Here is a 24,360-nt window from a genome sequence, read left to right on the forward strand (position 1 = left end):
GTCGACATAGAGTTCGTCCAGCGCATAGCGGTCTGCTTTGGCCTGGTCCCGCCAGACGTCCCATCGCAGGTTTCCCGATTCTGCCCTGCACTCGGGCGCCATGCTGAACAGCAGGGCCTCAAGCTCTCCGGCCTTGCCAGGCCTGGCAAGCAAGGTCGCCATGATCTTGACGTGAGACATGGTCTACTTCTCGGTTCGCTATTTCGCGGTTGCCGCACTCTCGATGAAAGCCGCAACATCCTGCGGATGCGACAGCATCACCGCGTGGCTGCTGTCGATCTCGACGGTCGTGGCGCCAGCCCGCTTGGCGAAGGTTCGCTGGAACGTCGGGGGGATCATCATGTCTTTCTTGGTGACCATGAAGTGCGAGGGCTTGGCCTTCCATGCAACCTTGTCGATTGGAGTCTGCACCGCCTCCAGGCCCCACGGAACCTGGGCGACGGCCATGAAGCCGGTTACCGTGGGATCGACGTCCGCTGCGAAAGCGGTCGGAAATCTTGAGGGATCGACCAGCAGGTAGCCATCTTTCGGCGGCAGCAGGGGCGCTCCCGACTCTCCCGCAGGCACGGGTTGCTCAGCAAGCGATGCGACCGATTCCTTGGCGTCGGGCGCAAAGGCGGCAAGGTAGACCAGGCTCTGCACCTTCGGATTATCGCCTGCCTCGGTGATGACCATCCCGCCATAGGAATGGCCCACGAGGACGACCGGCTTGCTTGCCGCGGCGATCACACGATTGGTGGCTGCAACGTCGCCGCTAAGGCTGATCGTCGGGTTCTGCACGACCAGCACCTCGTACCCGTCGCCGGTCAGGATGTCGAACACTGCTTGCCAGCCGGAGCCGTCGACGAACGCGCCATGCACCAGGACGATCGAGACGGGCTTGTCGGCGGCAGCAGAGGCGGCTGAAGATGCGATAATCATGGCAGCGAGAAATCCCCAAATTGATCGTTTCATAATCGTCTCCATCAGTTTCTGGTTTCACCTTGCGTCTGGGCGGCCGAACCGGTGCGCCTGCCTGTTAAGCTCACGTGCGATTCCGGTTCAGCGCAGCGATCAGGGCGGCGGCGATCGGATGGTCTGAGCGCGGATTCTGGCCCGTGATCAGCTCACGGTCCTCGATCACATAGGGCTCGAAATCTGGGCCGACGGTCGTTTTAGCGCCTGCCAGGTCTAAGGATTCTGGCATGTGGAAATAGAGCTTGCCGTGGAGGATGTTGTCCTCAATGGGTTTTTCCTCGCTGGCCGAATAGACTGTCATCCTGTAGCCGGCATATTGCCATCCTTTCGCAAGTTCGGCTGCCTTGGTTCGGTCGCCCTGAATCAGCGCCTCGCGAAATTTCTTCGCCCGAGGCAATGCGGAGATCGAGACGATCGGGCCGTGGCAGAGCAGCGCGGTAGGCTTTCCGGCCGCATGGAAATGCCGAAGTATCTCGCCCGCGTCGGGATCTTGCATCAGATCGACGACCGGCCCTTGGCCTCCCGGGACGAACACGCCCGCATAGTTGTCCAGTCCCTCCTCGACCACCGATCGCAAGGTGCGGCCCTGGTTCGTCGACGGATCGTTGGCGAAGAAATCCTTGCCACGCCGATACGCCGTCTCATCGCCGCCGAAATGCTGGACCGCATCGGACACCGGGTCGATGTATGGCTTGGCGCCTGAGGGAGTGGCGAGCAAGACTTCATAGCCTGCCCCGACAAGCGCCATCATCGGCACCACTGTTTCATTGAGATATTGTCCTGTCGGTCCCGTGCCGCCTCCCTGAATTTCGATACGTGTGGCGTTCGAGCCCAGCACCACCACTTTTCCCTTGCTCATGAAAGCCTCCGGATGTTTCGCGGTGGATGGCGGACCGAAGCCGGCCATCCGGGAACTGCGGATACGATATCGCGGCGACGGCAGGTCGGCTGGTTAAAAGAGGTAAAAACCAGAGCGGGTCGTGATGGCAGGGATTCGGCCAGGCGGCGAGACACTCGCGCCGAGGACAAGGTGCCTAGTCCGCCTCACCTTTTCTTCCGCATCAACATCGAGAAGATCACTGGTCGTCGTGCCCTCGTCTTACCGGCCCAGCCCCTTTCATGATGATCTCGCGATGCGGATAGGGGATGCTTATGCCGTTTGCCTTGAACGTGTCCCACAGCGCCAGCAGCACCTTGCCGCGCACGTTGGTCAGGCCTTGCTGCGGGTCTCGGATCCAGAAGCGCAGGACGAAGTTCAGCGAGGAGTCACCGAAGTCGGTCAGCCAGCAGACCGGTCGCCGGTCGGCCTCGACCCGGCCGACGCTGATCGCGGCCTCTATCGCCAGTTCGCTGACCTTGTGCGGATCGGCGTCGTAGGAGACGCCGAAGTTCACGTCGAGGCGCACGAGGTTGTCGCTGAACGACCAGTTGATAACCCTCTGGGTGATGAAGTCCTCGTTGGGGATCAGGAATTCGCGGCCGTCGCGCGTCACCACTGAGACGAAGCGCGCCCGCAATTCGCGTATCCAGCCGAAGGTGCCTTCGAGCGAAATCGTGTCGCCCGGCTTGATCGACTTGTCGAGCAGGATGATCACGCCGGAGACGAAATTCGAAACGACCTTCTGCAGCCCGAAAGCGAGACCGACGCCAACGGCGCCGGAAAACACCGTCAGCGCCGTCAAGTCGAGACCGACGGCGGAAAGTGCCACGGCACCGGCCACCAGCACGAGGCCGATCTTTGCGACCTTGCCGACGAGGACGCGGATCGACGGTGTCAGTTCCTCGGAGAGGCGGACGCGCTCATCGATGTAATTGCCGGTGACCACCGCAAGCCAGACCGTTGCGATCAGGAGCAGCGCCGCCTTCAGCACCATGAGGGCCGAAAGGCGAACCGCGCCGAGAGGGATTGCCAGGCTATCGAGGACGGCGGCCGCCTCGTCACTGACGCCCAGGATGACAAGGGCCGCGTAGATCCAGGCCAGCCAACCCAGCGTGCGCGCGACGAGGCGGTTGCGGATGATGCGCGACAGCACGGTCGCGAACAGCCACGCCAGCGAGAGCAACAGCGCGACGAGCAGGAGATGGGTGCGGCTCGGCCAAGTGAAGGCGAGCAATAGGTTGAGCGCGGCAACAAGGAAGATAATGAACAGAATCCAGTCGGTGCGCCGCAACAGCGCGATGACGACCCTTAAGAGTCCGGGATGGCCCTTAATCTGGCGTGCCTGGTTCTCGACGAAAGGCTCGACCCGCAGCGCCGCCAGCTTCGCCACCGCAAAGAGCGAGGCAATGATGCCGATCTGATAGACGAACCAGGGCGCGGCGGCATAGTCGAACCATCCGCCGGCCCAGGCCAGCGCTCTATCGATGGCGTCGCGAAAATCCATTGCCACACGACCACTTGGCTACGAATTGCACGTCCACAATGTCGTCGGCCCTGTGATTGGTCAAGCCGACCTTCAGGGTCCGTAGCGGTCACTCTCGATGCCGGCTCCGCCCCAAGGCAATCGACGTGGTTCCACCCATTCCTGACGTCCGGAGTGTAAGCCGATCACCGCTCATTCATGCCATCTCCTTTGCTTTTCGCTGGAAGCCACGGCTTCGCAGCGTTGATCTGGTGCGTGAGGTCAGGCGGCCGGCAAGCCTGGATCGATGCCGGTCATGGCGATGGAGACGTCCCAGAGCCGCTTCGCGAGCGCGGGACTTTCGGCGTGCGGCGCGCGGTTTGCTTCGCCGGCTACACCGCGGATTCCCCCAAAGCCGGTGGGACCGTAATAGCCTCCAGGCTTCACCCTGCCGGTCGCAGCCAGAAGTGCCGGCCACGCGCCCTTGTCGGCGCTGTTGAGCAATAGGCCGACGATCGGGCCCGCGAACTGGACAATCCCCATATGGCGGCCAAGACTTGTGCTGGCGATGCCAGGGTGAACGCCGATTGCCGTGACGGGCGACTTCGCCGCGCGCAGGCGACGATCCAGTTCGAAGAAGAACAGCGCGTTCGCCAGTTTGCTGGCGCCGTAGCGATCGGTCTTGATGTAGCTCTTGTCGGCGTTGAGGTCGTCCCAGTCGATCTTGGCCTTCAGATGCGCGACGCTCGACGTCACGACCACCCGCGATCCCGGCGTCTCCGCAAGTTTAGGCAGGAGCAGCGAGGTGAGCACGAACACGCCGAGATGATTGACGCCGAACTGCGATTCGAACCCCTGCTTCGTGCGCGTCAGCGGTGGGTTCATAATCCCGGCATTGTTGATGAGCGCATCGATCCGTGGCTCCTTCGCGGCGATCTCGGCTGCGGTACGAACGCTGTCGAGGTCACCGAGGTCCAGCGGCAACCAGACGAGATCGGCCTTCGGCGTGTCCGCTTGATCCGCGCGATGGCATCCTGCGCCCTGGTCTGCTCGCGGCAGCCAAGCAGGACGCGCGCGCCCCTGGCGGCAAGCACCCGCGCGATTTCGAATCCTACGCCTGCGTTGGCGCCGGTGACGATGAAGCTTTTTCCCGTCTGTTGGGGGACGTTGGCTTCGGTGAAACCCTTGCTCTTAGACATTTTCGATCCTTATACATGAGTAATGACATACTCATTTATGGGTTAAAACTCAGGCGGCAGACCCCTTCCAGAACAGGTCGAATCCGGCCTGCCGGATGGCGTCACTTTCCTGAGGTTTGGCTGTGACCGCGTTGATGCTGATGTCGGCCAAGTCGAAGAGAATAGTATCGATGTAGAAGGCGATCCTGTCAGACGCGGCATGGCCGGCGAGACACTCCTCCACCATCGTCCGCGCATCCCGCTGCATAGCGTGGCACCGGTTCCGGCTTTCCGCTGTCACGCGATCCGACACCTTCAATTGGCGAAGGGCCTTGCGCGCTGTGGCGTGAGCCAGTCCCCAGTCAATCAGACGGTTCCAAACCGCGAATAATCGGTCTTTGGCGGAAGAGTCCGCCGGATATGGGGCTAGCATCGTCTCTGTGAGGTCGGTCTCGATCTCGACAAAGAGTTGGTTGAGCAGATCGTCCTTGGTTGGAAAGTAAGTGAACAGCGTCCCCTCAGAAACGCCGGCAGCCTTTGCGATCTTGGCCGTGGACGCGCCCGTGCCCAGGCTGGCGACGAACTCGGCCGCCGCATCGAGCAGTGCCTGTCGCTTTTCTTCACTAAGGGGACGCGCCATATTCCGTCTAACGATATTGAGTGAGTAGATACTCAATCATATAGGAGATGACATGAGATTGGTCAACCCCCTTGGGCACCGCGCGAAGAGATGTCCGTTCTGCGAGGACGGCAGGGGCTGGCGGATTGACCGAGATGCGGCGCGAAGCGCGCCATTCACCGTAACTTGCCGAAACGCAACAAGGCCCCTCGCCGGGCCTTGCCGTATCAAACGCTGCCGTAGAGCGGTTCGCCGCTCACTTCCCCATCAGTTGCTTGGCATTCTCAGCCCTGATCGAGGGTGGTCTCCACCGTCACCGTCGGCTGCACCGCCACGGCGGCAGGAAGTCCGACACCAGGCCGCAGGCGATCGACGCGACAGGCGCCAAAGGGCCGTACCCGACCCTATGCTCGCTTCACAATTCTCGGTTTGGTCGGTCGGCGGGATTGATCCGCGCTCTCGAGGGTCAAGGCCAACCGCTTCTCTTCTTCGATGGCGCGATCTACTGCCTCGATTTCCTCTTGGAGCGCCTTCAACTCGGCTCCGTAGCTGGAGCCATCGCTGTCCCCGATCTGAAAGCCACTTGCCCGCATCGCGTCGCGAGTATGGTGCACGTTACGGACTCCTTCGCGTCGAGTCGCGACCAGGATTTCCCTAAACTCTTCAAGACGTTCAACGTGATTGCGAGTCATTGCGTTCTCCTATTCCGTCGTCATCGTCGCCTGCGGCGATTCAGAACGGCTAAAAATTACGACGCAGAAGCCTTAAAAGAGTACAGGAGATTCTCTCGACAAAGCATGAGCGCGGAAGCTCAAATTTGAACGTCTTGCAATAAGGTGGGGCGCAGCAGGCGGAAATTGGCCTGGGACCCAGGTGTTGGACTCGTCCGGCGGCTTCGAGGCTCGGAAGGCCGGAAGCGGACCTCTGGGCGCCGGGCCGCTGCAAGGGTTCTCAATAACCCTCGGGCGGTCAATACCTGGCGTCCCACGGGGCTCTGTCGCCAAGTTGTACGTCACGTGCGCACTTTACAAGCCACCCCGGCCATAGCGCCAATGCCAAGCATGCACTAACATTCCAGCTCGACCCCGTTGGGGCTGGCCAGTGATCTGTTCAAAGGGAAGTACCCATGACCAATCATTGCTGTGGACCGGGCTATGCTTCTCCAGCCGAGGCGATGACGGCACCTCGCGAAAAGCTGCTCTATACGATTGCCATCTACACCGGCACGGGCATTCAGAAGCCGGACTATCTGTGCACCATCGATGTCGACCCGGAGAGTTCGACCTACAGCCAGGTGATTTCGCGTTTGCAGATGCCGGGCATTGGCGATGAGCTTCATCACTCGGGCTGGAATGCCTGTTCGTCGTGCCATGGCGATGCGAGCATGGAGCGGAAATATCTGATTGTGCCGGGTGTGCGCTCGTCCAATCTGCATATTGTCGATTGCGCTACCGATCCCCGCAACCCGACACTGTTCAAGGTCATAGACGGCGCTGACATCAAAGCCAGGACCAATCTGTCGGCGCCACACACGGTGCATTGCCTCGGCTCGGACATCATCGTTTCCATGCTTGGCGATGCTCAAGGCAATGCCCCCGGCGGCTATCTGCAACTCAGCAAGGAGTTCGAGATCGTCGGCCGCTGGGAAAACTCCATGGGTAGCATCAAGTTTGGCTATGATTTCTGGTACCAGCCGCGACACAACGTGATGGTCAGCTCAGAATGGGCCGCGCCCAATACCTTCATGCCTGGCTTTGACCTGGAAGAGGTTGGCCATCTGAAATATGGCCGAGAGATCCATTTCTGGGATTTTGAAAAGAAGGAGCCAAAGCAAACATTCTATCTCGGCGAAGATGGCTTGATCCCACTGGAAGTGCGATTCCATCATAACCCCGACAGCAGTCACGGCTTTGTTGGCGCGGCCCTTTCTGCAAATATCATCCATTGGTGGAAGGACGCGGCGGGTGACTGGCAATGGGAAAAAATTATCGATGTCGGCAATGAGCCGCATCCCGAATGGCCGATACCAATACCGGGCGTGATCTCGGTCATTCTGCTCAGCATGGACGATCGATACCTCTATCTCTGCAACTGGTTGCACGGCGATATCCGCCAGTATGACATCTCGGACCCTCACAACGCCAAGCTTACCGGACAAGTGTGGATGGGCGGACTTCTCGGCCGTGCGCCTGAGGTCAATGGCGTGAAAGTGACTGGCGGGCCGCAGATGATACAGCTCAGCCTCGACGGCAAGCGCCTCTATGTGACGACCTCACTCTTCTCGACCTGGGACAACCAGTTCTATCCGGAAATCCGGACCAATGGCGGCTGCATGCTGATGGTCAATTGCGATACGGAAAACGGTGGCATGGAAATCGATCCGCGGTTTGTCGTTGATTTCGGCAAGGAGCCAAATGGGCCAAGCCGCTGCCACGAAACCCGTTATCCCGGCGGTGATTGCACAAGTGACATCTGGGTATGACCAGCTTCACCATCACTCTCGCCAATCAAGGCGGTGCAGCCTTTGACGTCGATCACCGCAAGCCGCTCTTGCAAAGCTTGCGCGAGCAGGGCGTGGACCTGCCCTACGGCTGCAAGTACGGCGGCTGCATCACCTGCGCGGCCAAGATGATCAGCGGCAAAGTCGATCAAAAGGCGCAGCGGGCGCTGAACAACCGCCAGATCAACAATGGCTATATAATCCTCTGCGTCGCCCGCCCTATGAGCGACTGCACGCTGGAGGTCGGCGTTGAGAGCCACGACAAGCTCTATCGCAACCCCTTCCTTGACCCGCTGGCCGCGCATGAATTGAAAGCCGATATCGCGACCCCGTTGGAAGCAAAGAAATGACCCATATGAATCATGATGAGCCCTATTCGGAGGCTTATCTGCAAGACATTCTGAAATCGGTCAAAACCATCGCGATGGTGGGGGCCAGCCCCGACAAGACCAAGTTTTCCTATGGTGTTCTCAGGGTGCTGCACGAAACCGGCTATGACATGATCCCGGTCAACCCCAGTTCCGGTCTGGATGAAATTCGAGGGCTTAAGGTGTATCCGTCACTGGCGGCCATCGACCGGCCTGTGGATATGGTTGAGGTTTTTCGCCGCTCTGAGGATTTGCTGGAGGTTGCACAGGAGGCTATCGCCATCAATGCCAAGGTTTTGTGGGCTCAGATTGGGGTGCGCGATGACGCTGCCGCCCGGTTGGCGGAGGAAGCGGGCTTGAAAGTGGTGATGAACCGCTGTCCCAAGATCGAGTTGTTCCGCCCCTTCTGGAAGCCGAAGTTGCACCTGGGAATATGATTGCAGGCACACGGAATTCGGTGTGTCGCGGTAACCGGTCTGTTCCCTTCGGTCCTGGACGTTGATACTGCTAGCAGATTGAATTTTGCCCGAGATACGATGCCAGATGGTCGCTGAGATCACGCGCGTCGTCGCCGGCGCCGTCGATCAACGCAGACTTGCGGCGGCGCAGAAACTGCATCCCCATCAGGTACAGGCCCGGATGTTCCGCAACCCCGCCATCGTGGCGGACGTAGCCCTTGCGGTCGAAGACCGGCAGTTCCAGCCAGGAGTAGTCCGGCCGGTAGCCGGTGGCCCAGATGATCGTCCTGATCGCGCCTGCGGCGAGGTCGAGGCCGAGCGGCGGGCTGTCCTCGACACGGGTCGGCGGCAGGCGATCCGGCGGCCCGACCGTCGCGTCCAGGTCGTTGGTGCGCGCCCATTCGTCGATGAGGTCGAGTAGCCGGGCCATCTTGAGATCGGAAAGCGCGCACATGTTGCGCAACGACCCCGCAAACTGGGCCTTGCCGTCTTCGGTGATGCCGGCAAGACGACCGATGAGCCGGACGCCGAGGTCGTCGAGCGCATTGAGGTCGAGGGTGGTGCGGTCGGGCGTGCCGGCAAGCTGCAGCGAAGGAACCCGTCGCGCCCGCCTGATGTCGTCCACCTCGTCGTAGCGCTCGTCGAGCACGCCGGCGGCGTCCATCCACCATTCGAGGTCCTTGCCGCGATAGACGCGGGGTGCCCGGATGTGCTCGCCCACCGACAGGGTCACTTGGCGTCCCGAGCGCTGCAGCTCCTGTGCGATCTGGGTGCCGCTGGCCGACGCGCCCGCCACCAGCACGCCACCGTCGGCGACCTGGCCCGGATTGCGGTAGGACTGCGCCGTCAGCATGGCGACCGACGGCGGCACGCGGACGGCGAAATCGGGCAGGCGCGCGATGTTGCACGCGCCCGACGCCAGCACGACGGTCCGACACCGCCACTCGCCGCGGTCCGTGCGCACAAGATATCCCGCCCCGTCGCTGCGAACCGAGGTAACGGTCGTGTGGGTTCTGACCGGAGCCGAGATCGCCTTGGCATAGTTCCCGAGGAAGTCGATCACTTCAGGCATCGTCCGGTAGCCGTCGGGGTCGTCGCCGTCATAGCGGAAGCCCGGCAGCCGGCTCTGCCAGTTCGGGGTGAGCAGCCGCAGCGAATCCCATCGCTCGGTGCGCCAGCTATGGGCGATCTCGCCGCGCTCCAGCAGCACGTGGTCGATAGAGCGCTCCGCGAGGCAGCGGCTCATCGCGAGCCCCGCGTGCCCTGCACCGACGATCACTGTGGTGACGGAACTAATCGCGCCCTCTTATCGGGAGAGTCTACGGTTCGAAGCGCCTTTCAGTTCACCACGACCGTGACGTTCGTCGGATTGGTGACAATGTCATAGACCGCCGACCGCTTCTGCGACTGAGCGACGAGCGCCTCGATGTCTTCTTGCTTGGCGTCGGCGTCGATGTTGTACCTTACCGTGATGCCGCTGAAGCCGTTGCGCACGTCGCTGTCGATACCAAGTATCCCGGCGAGATCCATGTCGCCTTCGATGGTCGCCTTCACCGACTTCAACTGGATGTTCCGGTTCTGGGCAACCGCAGCGATGCCGGCGGTCAGGCAACTGGCCAGCCCGACCAGCACGTATTCGACCGGCGTGGCGCCCTGATCCAGGGAAGCGAAGACCTCCGGATGGTCGGCATCGAATGCGAAGGTGGTCTTGCGATGCTGATCCTGGCCGAGACCGTAAAAACTCTCGACCGTCGAGTGGCTGTGGGTGCCGTCCTTCCATTCGCAGGCCGCGCGCCACTTGAACTGCGCGGCCTCCGGGGCGTTGGTAAGCGCTTCTTTTGCGGCGAGCAGCGCCTCGACGTTAACGCCGTTGTTTGCCTGTACTTCGGAAGCCATAATTATTATCCTCCCTACCTTGCACTGGCTCAAAAACCCGACCGATTCCACTGACCTCCTGATCAGATTTCACCATGACGCGGCATGCTATGGGTCGCGAAGCGTTTCGACAAGTTGTTTCCGTTGGGGAAGCAATGCGGGTTCACGACCACGCCGTGAGCCCGCCGGCGTTCTGGCCGGCCCAGTTGGGTGCGCCAAACCGTCAGTAGGCTTCTATCGTCAGAATGGCGTTCTGGAATCGCTTGGCCGCAAGGTCCTCTGGCGTGATCCAATATTGCAGCGGCCCCATCTCGCCGACGGTCCAGTTGAGCGCCATATCCGGCCCAAGTTGGAGCAACAGCAGGTAGCGGTCCTTCATCTCGTCGGCCGCGACCTGGACGACGTCTCCCTTGCCAAGCATTTGATGGGTACGGGACATGTGGCGGTGAGACAGGGCGGCTACGACGTCAGGACCGATGAGCGCTGCACCGGGCCGAATCTGTCAGTCCCCCCTCGGCGCTTTGATGGCCGCGATTGAAAGCCAATCGTTCATCACCTGCGGAAGCTGCCGATGATGCGGCCGCCGCACTGAGGATGACGGGATACCGTTGGCATGCAAATCTTCCAGAAAGGCAAGGATTTGCTGCTTCACCTCGGGAGGCGGTGCGTCATAATCCTTCAGTCCGGCGTTGACCGTCGGAAAGAATGCGTTGAACATCTTCGAACCGAACGCCGACAGTTCGCGCTGCACCGTCCGTAGCCGCTTGGCCTCCGGATTGTCTTCGGCAACATCGCCAAGCGCCTTCAGTTGGGCCGTGACATCGGCCGCCTCTTCGCGATGATATGCCTCCACAAGCTTCCGAACAGTCCGCGCCGAATGCCAATTGGCCGGAAATCCCGGATACGGCGTCCAGAGCGTGTCTTTCGGCGCATGATGAGCGGAAAGCAGCGGATCAGGGGCGACTGGCGGACCGTAGAAGGCGTCGACCCTTTCGGTGCGAATTTTGTCGGCGACCTCGAAAGCATGACCTTCGTGCGCACGCGCCGTGACGTCGGCGTCGGTCGGCTCCTCGATCCAGGCAAACTCGACCTCGACCCGATCATAGTGGGTTCGCTTGCCCCGCAAGATTTCTTCCATGGGGTCCGATCCCTGAATCCTGGCGGTGAAGGGCATGTCAAGCGGCGCCCACTTCTGTGTCGCCTGACGTGGTTCGTAGCGCGCCACGAAGTGCATCGCGTCCGCCCCGAACGTGTCGGACATCGGCGCAAAGAAATGGAGATAGCCCTTTTCGGGGAGCAGATCTCGTCCTGGTCCCGGCGGCAGATCCGAACAGTCAATCTGCGCCATGAAATTGAGGCGCTCGAGCAATCCCTCCCGATTGTGAACCGTTGGCCAGTCGAACTCATCGGGGACGATCGGCAGCCCACCAAAATAGCTCATGCTTCGTTGGGGAAGACGCGGCGGAAAGACGTGCTTGATCGCAATGCGCGCGGCTTGCCCACGTTCGATCGCTTCGCGGCCATCGACGGAAATCGGTGGGATCTTGCGCTCGACATGCGCTTTGAACGCCGCCTTGCGCTGGTCGTCGCTGGTCTTGGCCTGCTGCTGCATGTCGGCGATCAGCTTTTCCGCCGCAGAGTTGGGTTTGGGCGATATAGCGTGGGCCGCTTCAGAGGTTCGCGCACGGCCTGGCTTGTCTTTTTCTTTTGAAGACGAAAACAGCCCGGCAAGGCGTTTTGCCCCGCTGTAAACCAGGCCGCCAACGATCAGGAGCATCGCCCCGACCACCAACAGCGGCATCAGCTTTTCCATGACGCTTACCCCCCCGTCGTCAGCCACGTCACTCCGTCCCGCAACCAGATTATTGCCGTCATATCAGCCGTTGCGCAAGCAAGGGGCCAACCCATCCGCGATCCGGCGGCAATACCGGGCGCAGCTCACGGAGACGGAGCACGTCTTCCACCTCTGCGCAGCCGTCAGCCCGCTGACGGACAAGACCGTGAACAGCAGCACCGTGACGGAGGCCCAGAACGCCATCCGCATCGCCAAGCAGATCGAGATGGAACAGTGCGGGTTTACGACGACGCCGTGAGTGAGGCTGTGGGCTGGCGCGGCCAGTGCGCCAAACCGGTCTATCGCGTAGTTGTCTAGCAATGGCGTGCGGCACCGCGGATTTCGGATCCTTACACGGCAGAGCTTAAACGCAAGCTAAGTAGGCCGGTGCCCGGAATCCCCGCAGGAGGTGGTTATGAGGGTGCCGTGGGACGGTCAACGCGTTTCTGGCTCAAACGGCCGCGATGGATAGCATGCCTCCGGATATTAGTTTCGGCCTGCTAGCAGCAGGCTATGGGGTTAAGACCGCGTCGGCCGTTGAATATTCCGCGGATGGCCCCAAAGCGCTGCGTTAGAATTTTCCAGCGGTGAAATCGAATACCACCACATCGATCAGTGCGCGGCGCGCGTCGGGAATCCGGGCAGTCAACATTTTGCACATCTCCTCCGCACTCGTAGGCGCGGGAAGCCCGTCAGGATGAACCTTCAGCCGCCGGTTGCTCGCCGAGGCCATATCGCCGAACCACAACACACAATAAATGCCGCGCTGTTCGGAGCGCCAGTCGACGAGATATTGAACATCGAGTTGGCCCGTCGCCGCGTCCCAGACATCTGTGTGCCATTGGCCCTTAACCTCGATCGGCAATTGCATGGCCCCCCGCGCGAAGGCGAGGTCTGCCCGCTTGGTCTGGGGCATATCCGCCTCGGTAATCCGCTGAATGTCGTAACGAGAGAGCTCGGCCCCGATCATCGCCGCCAGCCGGTCGCGGCAGCGATTCTCGTCGCGCGGAATTCCGGAATCGGTCCAGAATTCGACAACCGAATCGAGGTCGTCACCGATCAGTTTGCGCCGCGCGACATCCATCTCTTCGAGGACCAACGCCTTCAAGTCCTCGATATTGCCCGGCGGTCCGTCGTCGAGAAGTGCTGCGAGATCGCGCGGCAACAGCCCCGAAAAACTCTCCTCGGCGCGCTTCTGCCGCTGCTCGGCTGCCATATGCCGAATGAACTCGGCGTAGCTGTCATTGGGGCCAGCGACGAGCCGCCCCATGGCTTCGCTCGCTTCGACGCTCGTGTCGTCAGCGATCCGGCTAATCAGTGAGCGAAGAAAGTCTGCCGCGTTATAGTCATTGGTGTCGCCCCAACCAGAGCCTTCCAACACCGCATGGGGCCACTGCTCACGAAACTCGGTAATGATCCATTCAGACTGCGCGGCCTTCAGCGGCAGCATACTGCCGCGCTGTTCGAACTGGAACCGGTTGCGGAGGAACCAGATGAATTCGGGATATTCTGCGCCGATTCCGCCGAGAGTGGGCCGCACCACGTCGAACCGCAGCAGCACATCGATCGCAAGCCACGACAACATGTGATCGAAATTGCGAAACACTGTCGCGGCCCGCGCCTCGGCCACCAGCCGTAGCGCATCGAGCGCGCCGCCATGGGTGAGGCAATCGACCAACCCAGCCTCGACGGACTCGGGAACATTGGGAAAGGCGGTTAGCCAGCCGGCGCCAAGCGCAACGCCGGTCGCCTGCCAGTCTGGATCGTGGGCGAGCATATAGAGCCCGGCGACATGTTCGTTGCCCGCCGTAAGCGCGGGTTCGATCCAGAGCTGCGCGAACGCGCGCCGCGCATCTGGAGTGGTGAAGACATCGGCTTCGAGCGCCGCGCGCAGCTCCTCCTTTTCCTTCTCGATGCTCCAACCATGATCGTCATGGCTGAGCAGCAATGCGGCCTGTTTGAGGGGTTCGGACAGGTCGGCCAAGCCCTTTCCATTGCGCGCGCGCTCATAAAGCCCGGCCATGATCGCGAAACCGTAATTATAGGTCGTCCCGCGCGCGGAAGCGTTGGCGATTTCTGCGGCGGTGGGCAGATCGGTGCGATGGAGAACGGACTCGAATCCGACGAGCGCGTCATCTCGTAACGCCGGCCCGATCCATTCGGCTAAGCGCTCGTCCGGCGGCAGTTCGCTGGGCAAGTCGCGGAACTGGTCTAAATAGGCTCGCGCGGGACCCACGATCGCAGCCAACTCGCCCGAACGCAGATCCTCGCGCCCCTTTTCAAAGTAACGACGCGCCATCTCAAAGGCCACCTTGCGCTTTCGCTCCCGCTTGCCCGCTTCCTTCTCCTGCCGGACCTCCCAGGCAGGCTTTTTGGGGTTTTCCAGCTTGCGCAAGAAATCAGCGAGAGACTTGTCGCCACGCTTGAAGGCTTCCGCCGCTGCCCTCACATCCGGATCTAGCCCGTCACGGCCCCAGCCAATTTGCACCAAATCCTTCCAATCTTGGCGCAGGTCCGATTCTTCGCTGTCACGTTGGGCGAGGTGATCGAGCGCGCAGACAAGGTCACCAGGCCGCGTTGTCAGCCCAACCAGCCGGCGTTGCAGATAGTGTTCAGTGACCCACAGACTGTCCTTGCGCCGGTCGTTCGCCAGCACATGCGTCTGGACCGCACGACGCAACGCATCATGCGCCGCCAGCCGCCCGGCGAGCGTCTTCTGCGCCTCGTGATGCCATCGATGTGCTTGCTCAATAGTCCCGAGCCAGCGCCAAAGCAAAGGTGCATGGGCCGGTCCGGCCATTCCTTCGTCGATTGCCCGGACGATGAGATGCGCCATGATATCGGCGACCTCATTGGCATTTTCCCAATCGCGGTCGAATATCAGCTCGGCATAATCGGCGATTAGGTCGAGCATCCCAATCAGCCGCCCCGACGGAATCGCGTCGAACAGACGATCATAGCTGCGCATCGTATGGACACGGCGTCCGTTGCGGCGTGGCACCGAACAACTGGTCACCCCCATTTCGGCGAACAAGGTCGCAACTAGCAACCCGTCCGACACGTCGGCATGGATGTGCTGGATCAACTGGCGGGCGAGACGCGGTGCATCGTCACCGCCCTGATCGGTTAGGGCTGCGATCGTCCTTTGCCACCAGACACGGTCGCGATGCGGCAACAACGCGTCCGCCGCGTCGTCGCGCTCGCGATAGAAGCGCTCCCGCGACAGCACGATCGCCTCAAGCGTATCGGCCAGTTCGGCAGCAAGCGACGTGCCCTCCAGTCCTTCAATCAGCAACGAGCGGAGATGGGCACGGCTAGCCGCCGAGGCGATGATAGCGTCGATCTTGGGCTTGAGCGCCGGAATCATCAGCCCCGCAGCGGTCTTGCTGTCCCAATCCGCCGCGCGGAAATATGGATCGTCCTCAGCTAGTATGCAGAGCGCCTCGAACAGGCAATCCGCGAGATGCGGAGTCAGCGCGGCAGTTTCACCGTAGCGCAGGACGCCATAGGGATCCACAGCAACGACCCGCTCGGCCATCGCCGGACTGTGATAAGCGAGCCAAGCATGCAGACCGCGCAGGCTCGCCGGCACACCGCCGCTACCCTGCAACTGCGCCAGCACACGCCGCTGCGTCCGCGCCGTTGTTGCCTGTCGTGCGAGCCAGCGCGCGCCGAGATACTCGGCGATGACCCGGTGGATCGGCTTGGCGAGCGAAGGACCGACGCTATGGAACAGCTTAGAGGAAAAGATCGCTCGGACGGCCTTTGCCTGAGGCAGCGTCTCAAGGTCGGCAAGCCGCAGGCTGCCCTGCTGGGCTTGTGCCGCGCCGGCTGCACTCGCGGCTTCGGCGCCAGCAAATAACAGGCCAGCCGCAATCGCGCCTGCGGCGTCGAGCGCCCCGTCCTCGGTGAGTTGCGCCAAGCCACAATCCTGCCGGTCCGCATCGTGCTCGGGCCAGATCAGCGCGCTGACGCGCTCGAACAAGGCCGCGCGCGTCGCAGGCAGTTGTGTGTCGCTCTCGGCAACCCGTCCCATTAGACCTAGCGTCAGTGGGTTGCGATACAATTCCTCCAGACTGTGCGATGCGAGATGGTCGAGCACATGATCGGTATCCACATTCGGATGATACGAAAGCAGATAGGCGCGCGCTTCCGCTCGATCGAATGGTTCAAGCGTCAGCAATTTGGGATCGGCACCGTAGAGTTGACGCAGGTTCGTTACGCTACGCGCCTGCCACTCGCGCGACCGACACGAAAGGACGAACTGCGGCGAACCGGCCTCTTCGAGCTGAGCGAGAATTGCGTCAATTGCGTCGCCTTCACGCCGCGACATTGCCTCGTCGAGACCGTCGATCAGTAATGGCTTGCCGGTCGGCACCAGGTTGGCCGGATACTTGGCATTGATGAACCGGATCGCGGTGACCGGTTCGACGCCGAGCCGCCGGCCGAGCTCACGCATCAGCTCGCTTTTGCCCATGCCAGGCTCGCCAAGGACAACCTTGTTACCGGCAAGGGCAAGAAGTCCCTCCTCATCAACTCGGTTATCGAGAATCGAGGCATCGGTGGGCGTGAGCAGGCGGGGGAAATAAACCGCGGCAGGCGCAAGGCCTGTGTCTTCATCCTGCGTTTCAGCAGACGCTGCGGCGCTTGCCATGTGAACTGTACGTCTCCTCTCCGATCCTGTCTCGAACCTAAGCATATGACGGGGCAATGTCAGCTGTCAGAATCGCCGAAAGTCGAGCAGAATAGCGCACAACAGGTGCAAAGCCTTCGTTCAAGCAAGTGCACAAGGCCATAAGTCACCCTGCTGCGAATGTCCGGAAATTGCCGTTTCACGGGCACAATGGCTGCAATACGGCTGACCATCCGCAGACGAGCTGCTATGTAGCCTACATGTTTCATGAAATCGTGCCCGCAACCGAAGTGACAATGGCCGAGATTGAGGCATGGCTCGACGCCGAAGAAAGCATCTATCAGGCGGCGCAGAAGACTTGGGAAGAAAATGAGAGCTTTGCCAGCGACCCGCTGGCCCGCGGATTCCGCTGCAATTGGGACTCAGTCAAGCGCGACTGGCGCAGCGAAAATGCCCAGGTCTATGTTTTGCTAGTGGACGGCCGCGCGGTTGGCTTCTTGGATGGCTACGATATTATGGAGATTAGGCCGGACCTCCGAGGGGTAGGTTATGGGCGCATTTTGGCAGAGTTCATGCTGGGACTTGCCGCCCGGCAAGGCCGCTCGGTCATCGAGATCGAGATAGCCCCGTCGACCGCGGAGCCTTTTTGGAAACACATGGGCTTTACGACGGTGCCGGAGCGTCTGAGCAACGGAGGGGGCATCTACGCCTACAAAATCCTCCCGCAGATATTCAGCCTTTCCGATGGCGAAAGGGTACCCTTTTCGATTGAGTTTTTCACGGAAGAAGAAAAATACTCGGCCACCCCGAAGCCGCTCGCGAGATTCGCGGGGTTTGGCGAGCGACTTTCCGGCAATCAGGTCCAGCTGCCACAACGGGTATACTGCTTCAACCCCGCCGACAGTGGATACCACGACTACTTCGTCCGGATTGAGGTCGGCGGTCGTCAGGTGCACTTCGAGAAAGTCAAATACGAGTCAAGCCGGGCATTCGGGATTGAGCGCGACGCAGGCCACATCTACTTCATGGATCGCATAACTGTCGCGTAGCTGGGAGTCAGGCTCAAAGCGGCTTTCCGTCGGCGGCGACTGCTTCTAGGGCTTTGGAACGGCAACGCAAACGGCTGACATGAGGCGCGAAGCTGCCATTCTTCGGCAGGGCCAACCTTCCCCAAAAACAAACAAGGCCCCTCCCGGGGCCTTGCGTATCAACCTCAATGCCGCGCTCTAACCCCCCTCACTTCCCCATCAGCTGCTTGGCATTCTCGGCCGTGATCGCGGTGGTTTCCACCGTCACCGTCGGCTCCACCGATGTCGCGCAATCGAGCAGGATCTTCTTCGACATCTCGATCGCTTCCTTGGCGCCCGTCGGGTAGGTGAAGGTTGCGACCCAGTCGCCCTTGGCCACGGCCTCGATGCCGCCGGCCGGGCCCGGCAGGCCGTCGGTGCCGATGATCTTGACGTCCTTGCCCGCGCCCTTGGCGGCGAGCAGCGCGCCGGCGGCCATCATGTCGTTGGAGGCGTAGAGCACCTTGATGTCGGGGTGCGCCTGCAGCATGGCGGCGAAAGCGACCTGGGCTTTATCCGGCACCCAGTCGGCGGCCTGCTCGGCCACGATCTGGACCTTGGGGTTTCCCTTCACGCCTTCCTTGAAGCCGTTCAGGCGCTCCACGGCCGGCGTCGAGCTCGGCAGGCCTTGCAGCACCGCCGCCTCGCCGCCATCGGGCAGCAGCGTCTTGGCGGTGTACTTTCCGGCTTCCTCGGCGATCTTGAAATTGTCGCCGCCGATGAAGGCGGTGTAGTCCTTGCCGGGGTCGCCGACCGTCTTGCGGTCGAGCTCGATGACCGGGATGCCGGCATCCATGGCGCGCTTCACCGCCGGGGTCAGCGGTGCGGCCTCGAAGGGCGAGATCAAAAGGATGTCGACCTTCTGGGTGATGAAATTGTCGACCTGCGAGGTCTGCGTGTTGACGTTGCCGGCGCCGTCGGCGATCTGCAACGTGAAGCCAGGGACTTCCTTGGCCGCCGCCTCCAGCTCGTCATTGACGTGCTGGCGGTAGGGCTCGGCATTGTTGGCCTGCGAAAAGCCGATGATGAACTGGCCGTCCTTGGCGCAGGCTTTCACCAGCGGCTCGGCGGCGTAGGCGGTGCCGGCAATGCACAGGCCGGCGCCGGCCAGAAGCACGGCCTTGAGGGTCGATGCTCTTGTAATGGTTCTCATAACTCACTCTCCTCCTCGTCGGGCCGGGGGCCAGACCTTGGTTGACGTCCACGTGTTGCCGTCTCCTCCTTGTTTGTTGATGCATGTCGTTGTCGCAAAACCGATTTCACTTTTGCGCGACATGCACTAACGACCCAAACCCTCGCGGCGGCGAACGAGGGATTGAAGCACTGCCGCCAGCACGATGATCGCGGCGGTCGCGAGCAGCTGCATGGCGGGGGTGATGTTGTTGAGCTGCAGGATGTTGGCGAGTGCGCCCAGCATGATGGTGCCGGCGACGGTGCCGACCATCGAGCCGGCGCCGCCGAACAGGCTGGTGCCGCCGATGACCACGGCGGCGATGGCCGTCAGCTCATAGCCCATGCCGTCATTGGCGCTGCCGAAATTGAACTGGCCGGCATGCACGATGCCGGCAAGGGCGGCGGCAAAGCCGGTGATGGCGTAGACCGAGATTTTCACCATCGACACCGGCACGCCGGAAATGCGCGCGGCGCGCTCATTGCCGCCGACGGCAAAGACGTAGCGGCCGAAGCGCGTGGTGTTGAGGACTATGGTGGCGATTGCGGCAAAGACGATGAAGACAAGCGTTGCCACCGGCACGGTGTTGTTGAACAGCCGTTCGCCCAGCACGGCAAACACCGGCGGCGCCAGGCCCGGCCCGTCGCCATAGGAGATGTTGATGTACTGGTTGCCAGACACGACCAGCGCGAGACCCCGCGCGGCCTGCAGGCCGGCCAGCGTGACGATGAAGGGCTCCAGTCTAAACCGGGTCGAGATGGTGCCCTGGATGGCGCCGAAGACGATGCCCATGACGAGCACGGCGAGGATGGTGGGGATCAGGCCGAAGCCGCCGGAGATCATCATCGATGCGGTGACGACGCTGGACAGGCCCAGCACCGCGCCGACCGACAGGTCGATGCCGGCGGTGATGATGACGAAGGTCATGCCGATGGCGATGATGCCGGTCTCCGACACGGCACGCACGATGTTGGCGATGTTGTCGGGGTTGAGGAACAGGATCTCGCCATGGCGGCGCGGCGAGAAGATGATGCCGCCGATCGCCACCAGCACCAGGCCGATCAGGCTCTGGAAGCGCACGATAAGCGCCAGCGGATCGCGGTGCTTTGGCGCCGCTGTCACGGGCGCGCCTGCCGCCGAAATCTTCTCCTCAGACATCAAGCCTCCCTGCCATTTGCCGCGGCCAGCACCGTGTGCTCGTCGACGCCGCCCATGAATTCCGCCACATTGCGCCCCTGGCGCAGCACCACGATGCGGTCGCACAGACCGATCAGTTCCGGCATTTCGCTGGACGCCACCAGTATGCCGAGCCCCTGCGCCGCAAGCGCCCTGAGCCGCGCGTAGATCTCGCCCTTGGCGCCGACATCGACGCCGCGCGTCGGCTCGTCGAGCAGAAGCAGGCGCGGGTTGCCGAGAATTTCTTTCGCCAGCACCACCTTCTGCTGGTTGCCGCCCGACAGCGCGCCGACAGCAATGTCGGGGTTCTTTGGCCGGATATCGAACTGGCTGAAGGACTCTTTCACCGCTTCCGCCTGGCGGCTTGGCGACATCAGGCCGGCGGGCGAAATGCGACGGATGACTGACATCACCAGATTGAGGCCGACCGCCATGCGCAGCATCAGACCCGAGCCCCTGCGGTCGTCGGTGACGAAGGCGATGCCCGCGTGGCGGGCCGCGCTGATCGAATCCAGCTTTACCGGCCGGCCTGATATGGCGACCTCGCCCTCCCAGCGGCCTGACAGGCCGGTGCCGTAGAGCGCGGACAAGAGCTCGGTGCGCCCTGCCCCCATAATGCCGGCGAGGCCGACGATCTCGCCTTCGTGGACGTCGAGTGACACGCCTTGCGGCGCCTGCCAGCCGGCGCTGTCGCGGGCGAGTTTGAAGCTCGCGTTCTTCAGGCTGAGCAGCGGCTTGCCCGCCCCTTTGGCGCGTTGGGGATAGAGTTCGTCCAGCGGGCGGCCGACCAGCAGCCGCACCAGTTCGGCCTGCGGCGCGTGTGGCTCGGTGATGCCGGCGACACGGCCGTCGCGCATCACCGTCACCCGGTCGGCAATGCCGGGCACTTCCTCCAGCCTATGCGAGATGTAGACGATGCCGACGCCGGTGGCGGCGAGTTTTCTCATGATGTCGAACAGCCGCTCGACCTCGCCCACGGTGAGCGCTGCCGTCGGCTCGTCCATGATCAGCACGCGCGAGGCATAGGACAGCGCCTTGACGATCGCCACCACCTGGCGCTGGCCGATCGACAGGTCGGCGACCATCGCCCCTGGATCGATGGCGATCTCGATCGCCTCCAGCCGCTTCTTCGCCTCGCGGCGCATTGCCGGGACGTCGAGGAAGCCGCCAGGCCGCATCAGCTCACGGCCGAGGAAGAGATTGGCCGCCACATCGAGCGACGGCACCAGGTCGAGCTCCTGGAAGATGGTGGCGATGCCGGCGGCTTGCGCCTCGCGCGGGTTGTTAAAGCGCACGGGCTTGCCGTCGATCTCGATGGTGCCTTCATCCGGCGTGTAGACGCCCGACAGCAGGTTCATCAGCGTCGACTTGCCGGCGCCGTTTTCGCCGAGCAGCGCATGGATCTCGCCCGCCCTAAGGTCGAAGTCGACGCCGCGCAGCGCCTGCACGCCGCCGAAGCGTTTGACGGCGCCGGTCATCACCAGAAGCGGCGCGGTCATTTCGGCCTCCCGCAGGATTCGCGTGCCTGCAAGGTCGCCTGCAGGCGCACGGCGCGGGGCGCGGAAGCGGTCGACGCGATGCGGGCACTGAGCAGCGCCGCCGCCTGCCGGCCGATCTCGGTGCAGGGCTGCTCGATCAGGGTCAGCCTTGGCTCGAAACAGTCGGCCCATTCGAAATCGTCGAAGCCGACCAGCGACAGGTCGCGCGGGATCGAAAGACCCTTTTCGCGGATGGCGCGGACTGCCCCGATCGTCGTCATGTTGTTGCCGGTGACCAATGCGGTGGGCGGCGTGGGCAGCGACAGGATGGCGTGCGTCGATGCGGTCGCTGCCGCCGTGTCGATATTCTCCGGCGAGACATAGTGCGGCACGCTTTCAAGTCCATTGGCGGCGAGCGAAGCCTGGAACGCCTCGATGCGTTCGCGCGTCGTCGCCAGCCCGGGCTGGCCGGCGATGTAGCCGATGCGCTTGTGGCCGAAGGAGGCGACATGGTCGATCAGCGCCCGCATCGCCGTGTCGTTCTCGACGCCGATCTGGTCGAAGCGGTCGTCGGCAAAGCGGTCGATCAGCACGCACGGCACCTTCTTGTCGGCGAGATAGTCGATGGCGCGTTGCGGCGACCCCGATGGCGCCAGGATGACGCCATCGACGCGGCGCTGGTGGAAGGCCCGCACCACTTGCAGTTCGCGGTCGGGGTCTTCCTGCGTGTCAGAGAGAAACACCATCAGCCCGAGCCGGGCGCATTCGGCCTCGACCGCGCAGATGATGTCGGTGAAATAGGGGTTGGAAATCGCCGAGATGGCCAGGCCGACGCTGTTGGTGGTCGACGCTTTCAGCGACCGCGCCAGCTCGTTGGGCTGATAGCCCATGGCGGCAATGGCGTCGTTGATCAGCTTCGCCTTCTCCAGCGAAACGAAGCGCGTGTTGTTGACGACATGCGAGACGGTCGACACCGACACGCCGGCGCGCCGCGCCACTTCAGCCATTGTCGGCAAGACAATTCAGCGCCAGCAAGCGCTCCTCCCTATGCGGTTCCCATCCGCTCTGATGGCGGATTTCGGGGAAGCTTAGGGTGATCGAAACGTTTGCGCAATCGATTCGATGGATTTTTTCGCGAAAGCTGCTGATCTCCCCCAAGTGGGGGAGATGGCCGGCAGGCCAGAGGGGGCGCTGTCCCGCCAGCGTGTCAGCGTATCGGAAGTGTCTGACTGTCGAGAGGAAAAGCGGCCGGCCGGTTCGCAAGGTTGGCGATCCTTCGCGCCCCCCTCTGCCCTGCCGGGCATCTCCCCCACGAGGGGGGAGATCGGCAGCGGCAGCGTCAGCGCCCAGCAAACTCGGCCAGCAACCCTTCATACTCATCAAGCGCCGGCAGCGCGGCATAGCTGTGCACCGCCGGCGTCTCCGCCCAGGGCAGCTTCTCGCTGGTCCATGTCTCGATGAACGGCGTGAACCAGCCGGGTTCATCAAGCATGGTCGGGCGCAGATTGACGAACCAGTCGAGGCCTTCGGGCCGGGTGAACATCCAGCTCATGCAATGCGGGCAGAAATAATGGCGCGAGGCGCCGTGCAGGCCGCCGATCACCGGCTCGCCTTGGGTGATTTCAAACCCATCCGAGGGAATGGCGGCGCTCAGCGAATAGGCGCTGGCCGACATGGTCTGGCAGCCGGTGCAGTGGCAGGCCATGGTCAACAGCGGTTGCGCGGAAATTTTCAACCGCACGCGTCCACAGCGGCAGCCGCCCTCGGCTGGCAGTTTCAGGGTCGGCAAGGCAGCCTCCTGTCTTCTTGGCGGCGGCGCTTCAGCTGCCGGTCAGCGCCTTAGTCGTCACCAGCGTGACGCCGGCATCGGTGAAGTCCGCATTGTACCGGGCGATGATCTCGGCAGCTGTTGCGTCGGGCGTATCCAGCGTGGAATGGGCATCGGACACGACAGTGACGGCAAGGCCTTCGGCCAAAGCGCCCTTGACGGTGCCGGCGATGCAGAAATCGGTCTGCGCGCCAGCGAGCACGACCTCGCCGGCCCCCTGCTCCGCAACCCACTCGCCAAGCTCGGGATTGGAGAAGGCGTTGCGCACGGTCTTGGAGAATGTCGGTTCGTCCTTGGCCTGGCCGAGTTCCGGCCATACCGGCCAACCCGGCTCGCCCGGCGCCAGCGGATCGCCGGCCGGCCCGTCATGCCGCACGAACGCGACCTTGCGCCCCTCGCGCCGCGCCCAGTCGATCAGCGAGCGAGTGCGCTCAGCGATACCCGGGGCATCGTGGATCGGCGGCTCGACAAGGCCGTCGAACATGTTGGTCTGGAGATCGATGACGATGAGGGGAGCGCGTTTTGACATGGCGCGAAGATAGCGCGGAAGGTGGATGGGTCAAGGAGAGGGCTCAGCCGTCGTGGCCAAAAATGGTTCGGAATGGATGGAAATCCACCCTTAGTAGCACTAGCATCGTTTAACAGCGGCAAGGGGCGGCTATCAGTGAACAGTATACCGTTTTCCTGATCGGTGCAGGCACTGTCAGCGACGACGAACAAGCAACGTTTACGCTGCACGATACAGGGACAAGATGCCGGCTTACCTGCAGCTATCGAGACAATACGATCGAGGCTGAGGAGGACGATTATTTCGAAGCTTTGTTCCAGCTCCGCCAGCAGCTAGAAGTCGATGGCCTGCTGCCTTCTTGTTACGGC

21 protein-coding genes and 1 pseudogene are annotated in these 24,360 nt (G+C 62.2%); 4 read left to right on the forward strand and 18 right to left on the reverse strand.

What is annotated here, in order from left to right; all coding sequences use genetic code 11:
• The 7 genes and pseudogenes from AC1DZ8_RS24400 to AC1DZ8_RS24430 form a co-directional block, all read right to left on the reverse strand.
• Positions 1-180 (reverse strand): putative quinol monooxygenase (locus AC1DZ8_RS24400; protein ID WP_477401755.1); only part of this gene is annotated, 180 nt, incomplete at its 3' end.
• 18 nt (positions 181-198) lie between these two features.
• Entirely contained in the window at positions 199-954 is a 756-nt protein-coding gene (locus tag AC1DZ8_RS24405) for an alpha/beta fold hydrolase (protein ID WP_434221247.1), read from the reverse strand.
• Between the two features lie 70 nt (positions 955-1,024).
• Positions 1,025-1,816, reverse strand: a complete 792-nt coding sequence (locus tag AC1DZ8_RS24410) for a DJ-1/PfpI family protein (protein WP_477307783.1) — start codon at positions 1,814-1,816, stop codon at positions 1,025-1,027.
• Positions 1,817-2,033: 217 nt separating this feature from the next.
• Positions 2,034-3,341: a mechanosensitive ion channel family protein gene (locus AC1DZ8_RS24415; protein WP_477307781.1), complete on the reverse strand. Its 1,308-nt coding sequence runs from the start codon at positions 3,339-3,341 to the stop codon at positions 2,034-2,036.
• Between the two features lie 240 nt (positions 3,342-3,581).
• Positions 3,582-4,498 (reverse strand): annotated as a pseudogene (locus tag AC1DZ8_RS24420) (oxidoreductase).
• Between the two features lie 49 nt (positions 4,499-4,547).
• Complete coding sequence (locus tag AC1DZ8_RS24425) at positions 4,548-5,117, reverse strand: TetR/AcrR family transcriptional regulator (RefSeq protein ID WP_477307779.1); 570 nt, start codon at positions 5,115-5,117, stop codon at positions 4,548-4,550.
• A gap of 383 nt (positions 5,118-5,500) precedes the next feature.
• A complete protein-coding gene (locus AC1DZ8_RS24430) occupies positions 5,501-5,788 on the reverse strand; it encodes a hypothetical protein (protein ID WP_477307777.1) in 288 nt (95 codons plus the stop codon).
• A 434-nt stretch (positions 5,789-6,222) separates the two neighbouring features.
• Here AC1DZ8_RS24430 and AC1DZ8_RS24435 point away from each other — a divergent pair, with 434 nt between their 5' ends.
• The 3 genes from AC1DZ8_RS24435 to AC1DZ8_RS24445 are packed head-to-tail and all read left to right on the forward strand — an operon-like array spanning position 6,223 to position 8,401.
• The gene (locus tag AC1DZ8_RS24435; protein ID WP_477307775.1) at positions 6,223-7,578 is read left to right on the forward strand and encodes a selenium-binding family protein; all 1,356 of its coding nucleotides are present in this window, start codon (positions 6,223-6,225) and stop codon (positions 7,576-7,578) included.
• A complete protein-coding gene (locus tag AC1DZ8_RS24440; protein ID WP_477307773.1) occupies positions 7,575-7,946 on the forward strand; it encodes a 2Fe-2S iron-sulfur cluster-binding protein in 372 nt (123 codons plus the stop codon). Before AC1DZ8_RS24435 ends, AC1DZ8_RS24440 begins: the two co-directional genes overlap by 4 nt.
• Before the next feature lie 5 nt (positions 7,947-7,951).
• A complete protein-coding gene (locus AC1DZ8_RS24445; protein ID WP_477307835.1) occupies positions 7,952-8,401 on the forward strand; it encodes a CoA-binding protein in 450 nt (149 codons plus the stop codon).
• 70 nt (positions 8,402-8,471) lie between these two features.
• Here the strand turns inward: AC1DZ8_RS24445 and AC1DZ8_RS24450 are convergent, their stop codons facing one another.
• The 5 genes from AC1DZ8_RS24450 to AC1DZ8_RS24470 form a co-directional block, all read right to left on the reverse strand.
• Positions 8,472-9,701, reverse strand: a complete 1,230-nt coding sequence (locus AC1DZ8_RS24450) for an NAD(P)-binding domain-containing protein (protein WP_477307771.1) — start codon at positions 9,699-9,701, stop codon at positions 8,472-8,474.
• Between the two features lie 59 nt (positions 9,702-9,760).
• Positions 9,761-10,318, reverse strand: a complete 558-nt coding sequence (locus AC1DZ8_RS24455; protein ID WP_477242243.1) for an OsmC family protein — start codon at positions 10,316-10,318, stop codon at positions 9,761-9,763.
• Positions 10,319-10,520: 202 nt separating this feature from the next.
• Positions 10,521-10,736, reverse strand: coding sequence for a DUF1963 domain-containing protein (locus AC1DZ8_RS24460; RefSeq protein ID WP_477307769.1), 216 nt, complete (start codon positions 10,734-10,736; stop codon positions 10,521-10,523).
• A 63-nt stretch (positions 10,737-10,799) separates the two neighbouring features.
• The gene (locus AC1DZ8_RS24465) at positions 10,800-12,110 is read right to left on the reverse strand and encodes a DUF1963 domain-containing protein (protein WP_477307767.1); all 1,311 of its coding nucleotides are present in this window, start codon (positions 12,108-12,110) and stop codon (positions 10,800-10,802) included.
• A 592-nt stretch (positions 12,111-12,702) separates the two neighbouring features.
• Positions 12,703-16,785 carry an NACHT domain-containing protein gene (locus AC1DZ8_RS24470; RefSeq protein ID WP_477307765.1) on the reverse strand — a complete coding sequence of 1,361 codons (4,083 nt, stop codon included), beginning with the start codon at positions 16,783-16,785 and terminating at the stop codon, positions 12,703-12,705.
• 239 nt (positions 16,786-17,024) lie between these two features.
• On the opposite strand from AC1DZ8_RS24470, the gene AC1DZ8_RS24475 reads away from it, so the two are divergent.
• Complete coding sequence (locus tag AC1DZ8_RS24475) at positions 17,025-17,813, forward strand: N-acetyltransferase family protein (RefSeq protein WP_477401758.1); 789 nt, start codon at positions 17,025-17,027, stop codon at positions 17,811-17,813.
• A 187-nt stretch (positions 17,814-18,000) separates the two neighbouring features.
• Here the strand turns inward: AC1DZ8_RS24475 and AC1DZ8_RS24480 are convergent, their stop codons facing one another.
• The 6 genes from AC1DZ8_RS24480 to AC1DZ8_RS24505 all read right to left on the reverse strand — a co-directional run bounded on the left by AC1DZ8_RS24480 (position 18,001) and on the right by AC1DZ8_RS24505 (position 24,013).
• Entirely contained in the window at positions 18,001-18,984 is a 984-nt protein-coding gene (locus tag AC1DZ8_RS24480) for a substrate-binding domain-containing protein (protein ID WP_477307761.1), read from the reverse strand.
• Positions 18,985-19,110: 126 nt separating this feature from the next.
• Positions 19,111-20,160, reverse strand: coding sequence for an ABC transporter permease (locus AC1DZ8_RS24485; RefSeq protein WP_477307759.1), 1,050 nt, complete (start codon positions 20,158-20,160; stop codon positions 19,111-19,113).
• Positions 20,160-21,677 carry a sugar ABC transporter ATP-binding protein gene (locus AC1DZ8_RS24490; protein WP_477307757.1) on the reverse strand — a complete coding sequence of 506 codons (1,518 nt, stop codon included), beginning with the start codon at positions 21,675-21,677 and terminating at the stop codon, positions 20,160-20,162. Before AC1DZ8_RS24490 ends, AC1DZ8_RS24485 begins: the two co-directional genes overlap by 1 nt.
• Positions 21,674-22,672 (reverse strand): LacI family DNA-binding transcriptional regulator, encoded by a 999-nt coding sequence (locus tag AC1DZ8_RS24495; RefSeq protein ID WP_477307755.1) that lies wholly within the window; start codon positions 22,670-22,672, stop codon positions 21,674-21,676. The genes AC1DZ8_RS24490 and AC1DZ8_RS24495 overlap by 4 nt, the downstream gene beginning before the upstream one ends.
• Before the next feature lie 323 nt (positions 22,673-22,995).
• The gene (locus AC1DZ8_RS24500; protein WP_477307753.1) at positions 22,996-23,445 is read right to left on the reverse strand and encodes a GFA family protein; all 450 of its coding nucleotides are present in this window, start codon (positions 23,443-23,445) and stop codon (positions 22,996-22,998) included.
• Between the two features lie 31 nt (positions 23,446-23,476).
• Positions 23,477-24,013 carry a cysteine hydrolase family protein gene (locus AC1DZ8_RS24505; protein WP_477307751.1) on the reverse strand — a complete coding sequence of 179 codons (537 nt, stop codon included), beginning with the start codon at positions 24,011-24,013 and terminating at the stop codon, positions 23,477-23,479.
• Positions 24,014-24,360 lie beyond the last annotated feature (347 nt).

The sequence above is a fragment of the Mesorhizobium sp. P2_F7 genome (assembly GCF_056403695.1).